Genomic DNA, 3,259 nt, shown 5'->3' with positions numbered 1-3,259 from the left:
AGCCGTAGCTCTACCGTTTGATTCAACGAGATGCGTTTTCCTGAGCTCACCGCCGTTTAGATTCAGCGTATTTTCGCTAAATACGGTACCGTCCTGCTGCGAGGAAGCTACGTTTATACTATTGAGCGTACCGCCGTTCATCGTCAAAGCATTGCCCTTAAGCGTCTGATCGGCTGCCGTGGCGCTATTTACGATGATATTATTCAACGGGGAATTATCGCTCGGTTGGCTATCGAGCGTAATTATCTGCGCGACGGTCGGATTTTTTACCGTTAGGGTTCCGTCGTCGACGTCTTTTTCATAGACGTCGTAATTATTTAAATCCGTGGTTTTATCGATCGTAAGCGGATTCGCAACGGGTATGGCGTAAAGTTGACCGGCGAGCGCCAAAGATAAACTCGCGCCGATAGTTTTACTGCGCATTTTGAACTCCTCCATAAATGCAAGATGAAATAGCGGCAAGCGAACTCAATTTAGCGACGCTTTTGCACGCTAAAATTTGAAATGTATTATACTCCTATCAATATTAAAGAATTATTAACTATTAAATTTTTAAAGTAGCATTAAAAAATATTCGTTTTGCGGCGTAAATTTAAAGCACAAACGCAATAAATTTCGCTCAATTTACATTGTGAAATCGCAAAAATCGCCCATCCTCAAGAAACGAATTTAGCATCACGCCGGTGCATAAATTTGCAGCGCAACGGTAACGCCGAATTGATGCTGCGGGCTCGTAGCAAATGCCCCGCGATATTGGTAAATTTCCGAGCGCGATTGCGTTAGACGGTCGCTTCGCGCCGAAAATACGAGCGTTAAATTTGACGCTCGCGGCAAAATCAAGTGCAGCTTCGAGCCGGCTCGATCGTAGACGGCATCGGAAGCAATACGGCGCGTAAAGCCTTAAATTTCGGCGCGGAGCCGTTTACCGCCCGTATCCTCCCCTACCTTTTAAATTTTCGTCGTAATCCACCCCGTTCGTCATTCGCCTGCGCGAAGCGTCAAATTCATCGCGCAGCGGGCTTTTGCGCACGTTAAACTGCAGCGGCTCTATGCCTAAAATATCGGCGAGCACGTGAGCCAGATTGTCGCTCATAAAAGGCTCGTCCTTCGCCGCGCCTATGCGCCGCCAAAGCTCCGCATGATCGGCGATAAAGCTTTTTGAAGCGATGAAAAGCAGCGGAATTTCGTAGGTGAATCGGGTATTGATGTTGTGCCCGATGAGGCCGTTTTGCTCATAGATATTCTCTCCGTGATCGCTGAGATAGACAATGAGGCTGTCCTCATCCGATAAATTTCATTCACCACGTAGTCGTTATACAGCACGCTGTTATCGTAGCACGCGAGGGCGACCTTTTGCTTTTGCGTAAACGGTAAGGCGATATCGTCGCTTTTAAATTTATCAAATTCCTCGGGATAGCGTTTTTTATAGTCCATATGATTTCCCATGAGATGCACGATGTAGAAATTTCGCTCGCGCTGCGATTTTTTCGCCTCTTTGATGATCGGCAGCAGCGCGCCGTCGTGCGCGACTCGCATGCTATCGAGCTGATCGCTTGTGGAAAGAAAGATGCTTTTTTTCGGCGCGATCGGCGGCACTTTTTGCGCTAAGGGCAAATTTGCCGAAGGCTTCTTGATTGCTGATCCACATCGTGCGAAAGCCGCTCAGTGCGAACATATCGATGATGCTAAGGCTCTCAAACTACGGCCTTTCGCGCTCGCTTTCGTAGTCGCTGAAATTAAGTATCCGCATCAGCGCGGGATTGGTCGCGCCGTAGCACGAAACCGTATCGCTAAATTTAATAAGCAGCCCCCGCCGCTGCAGATCGTTTAGCAAAGGCGTCGTATCTTTGCCGTATCCGTAAAGCGACATATGGCCGCGCTACAGGCTCTCGCCGATAATCAGCACGACGTTTTTAATCTGCGTTGCGTTAAAATCAAGCGCGGAATTCGCCCGCTTCGCCTCGTCGTAGCCACGCTCGATGCTTTGCAGATCGGCAAGGAAATTTGCATCGCCGAGATAATCTTTTACGACGAACGCGAACTCAAGCGGAGCGTATGTGCCGAGCGTCGCGCGATAACGCTCGCCGCCGCTTGCGATTTTGATCGCCGTAAAAATGCAAAAAATGACCACACAAATCGGATAGATCACGCTAAATGCGGCTCGCAGCCTCGCGCTGCACGAGCTTTTTTTAAACTTCAGCGCGACAAACGTCGCGGTCGCGAATGCGAGCAAAGAGCAGATCACGCCCGCGCTGAGAAATTGCGCGGCGAATTCCTTACTTTCGTTCGCGTCGGTGTGGATTATCGCATCGAGCGCGACGACGTTAAAAGCGGAGTCGAAAAAAAACGACCAAAAAGAGCGAGATAGCCGCACAAAGCGTATTGATCGCTAGCACAAACAGAGCGGCAAGCCCGAAAAATCTTCTAAAAACGACGAAGCAGAGATGAAAGATGAGCAAATTTATGATCAAAATGCAGCAAAAATCCTCAAAGATCCGCGAAAATATGCGATCTTCCACGCCGTAAAAGTAATACGCCCGCGCCGCGCAAACGATCAAATTAAGCGCGACGACGAGCCAAAATACACCCACCGCGCCGCATAGGCCGAAATAAAATTTCGGCGCGGGCGCAAGCAGAGCCCTCGCTTTATCAAGTAGTAGTTGAACCATTTTTGCTCTTTATTTTTAAATTTACATCTGCCGCATCGCCGGAACCGCTGCGGCGCAGTCTCGCATCCACAAATTGTGCCGCGCTTCAAGTCGGCTCACGCCAACGCAATGAAAACAGGCGGTAAATTTTACGCTTACAAATTGTGCCGCGCCGAAATCTCTACCGCGAAATTGAGCGCGTCTGTTTTTGCGCCGCGATCGGCGAATTTTTGCGCGACACGATGCCGCAAGGCAAATTTTACCTGCCGAAATTTGAATGCGGCGAAATTGATGCGACATTTTCTGTTGCGAAATTTGCCGCACGGCGCGCTTCCTAAACGGCAAAATTCCGTGCCGTGCCGCGTATCAAAAATACGACGCGATTGAGTGCATAAATTTAAATCCGCAAGACGCCGCACCAAAAACAACTGCCGCGCGCAAATCCCACGCACAGACGCACGCTCGCGCAGAATTTACGCGCAAAATGCAAGCCCGCTTTTTGCATCAAATTTATGCAGCGGGTATTTGCGCGAAATTTCGCAGCAGCCCAGAGCGTGCAAATTTCACGCCGAGCAAACGTGCATGTACGAGGCGCTAACGTATCGAAATTT

General features: G+C 49.3%; 6 protein-coding genes and 1 pseudogene. 1 reads left to right on the top strand and 6 read right to left on the bottom strand.

Annotated features, from left to right (window positions below; all coding sequences use genetic code 11):
• The 6 genes and pseudogenes from Q0340_RS06815 to Q0340_RS06790 all read right to left on the bottom strand — a co-directional run.
• Positions 1–423 (bottom strand): hypothetical protein (locus tag Q0340_RS06815; protein ID WP_298082686.1); only part of this gene is annotated, 423 nt, incomplete at its 3' end.
• A gap of 499 nt (positions 424–922) precedes the next feature.
• A complete protein-coding gene (locus tag Q0340_RS06810; RefSeq protein WP_297990526.1) occupies positions 923–1,093 on the bottom strand; it encodes a hypothetical protein in 171 nt (56 codons plus the stop codon).
• A 15-nt stretch (positions 1,094–1,108) separates the two neighbouring features.
• Positions 1,109–1,536 (bottom strand): annotated as a pseudogene (locus tag Q0340_RS06805) (sulfatase-like hydrolase/transferase); the annotation flags it as partial.
• Between the two features lie 163 nt (positions 1,537–1,699).
• A complete protein-coding gene (locus tag Q0340_RS06800) occupies positions 1,700–1,870 on the bottom strand; it encodes a hypothetical protein (RefSeq protein WP_298082684.1) in 171 nt (56 codons plus the stop codon).
• A gap of 9 nt (positions 1,871–1,879) precedes the next feature.
• On the bottom strand, positions 1,880–2,374 hold the full coding sequence (locus tag Q0340_RS06795) for a hypothetical protein (protein WP_298082683.1): 495 nt from the start codon (positions 2,372–2,374) through the stop codon (positions 1,880–1,882).
• Positions 2,325–2,669 carry a hypothetical protein gene (locus Q0340_RS06790; protein ID WP_291936246.1) on the bottom strand — a complete coding sequence of 115 codons (345 nt, stop codon included), beginning with the start codon at positions 2,667–2,669 and terminating at the stop codon, positions 2,325–2,327. Before Q0340_RS06790 ends, Q0340_RS06795 begins: the two co-directional genes overlap by 50 nt.
• A 366-nt stretch (positions 2,670–3,035) precedes the next feature.
• Between Q0340_RS06790 and Q0340_RS06785 the strand changes: the two genes are divergently transcribed.
• Positions 3,036–3,259 (top strand): hypothetical protein (locus tag Q0340_RS06785; RefSeq protein ID WP_298082682.1); only part of this gene is annotated, 224 nt, incomplete at its 3' end.

This window comes from uncultured Campylobacter sp. (assembly GCF_938045595.1).
Taxonomy (GTDB): Bacteria; Campylobacterota; Campylobacteria; order Campylobacterales; family Campylobacteraceae; genus Campylobacter_B.
This window is presented reverse-complemented; position numbering and strand designations above follow the sequence as displayed.

Coding starts and splice junctions, on each gene's coding strand:
- Q0340_RS06810 (WP_297990526.1), bottom strand. CDS start 1,093: ATGAGCGACAATCTGGCTCACGTGCTCGCCGATATTTTAGGCATAGAG.
- Q0340_RS06800 (WP_298082684.1), bottom strand. CDS start 1,870: ATGTCGCTTTACGGATACGGCAAAGATACGACGCCTTTGCTAAACGAT.
- Q0340_RS06790 (WP_291936246.1), bottom strand. CDS start 2,669: ATGGTTCAACTACTACTTGATAAAGCGAGGGCTCTGCTTGCGCCCGCG.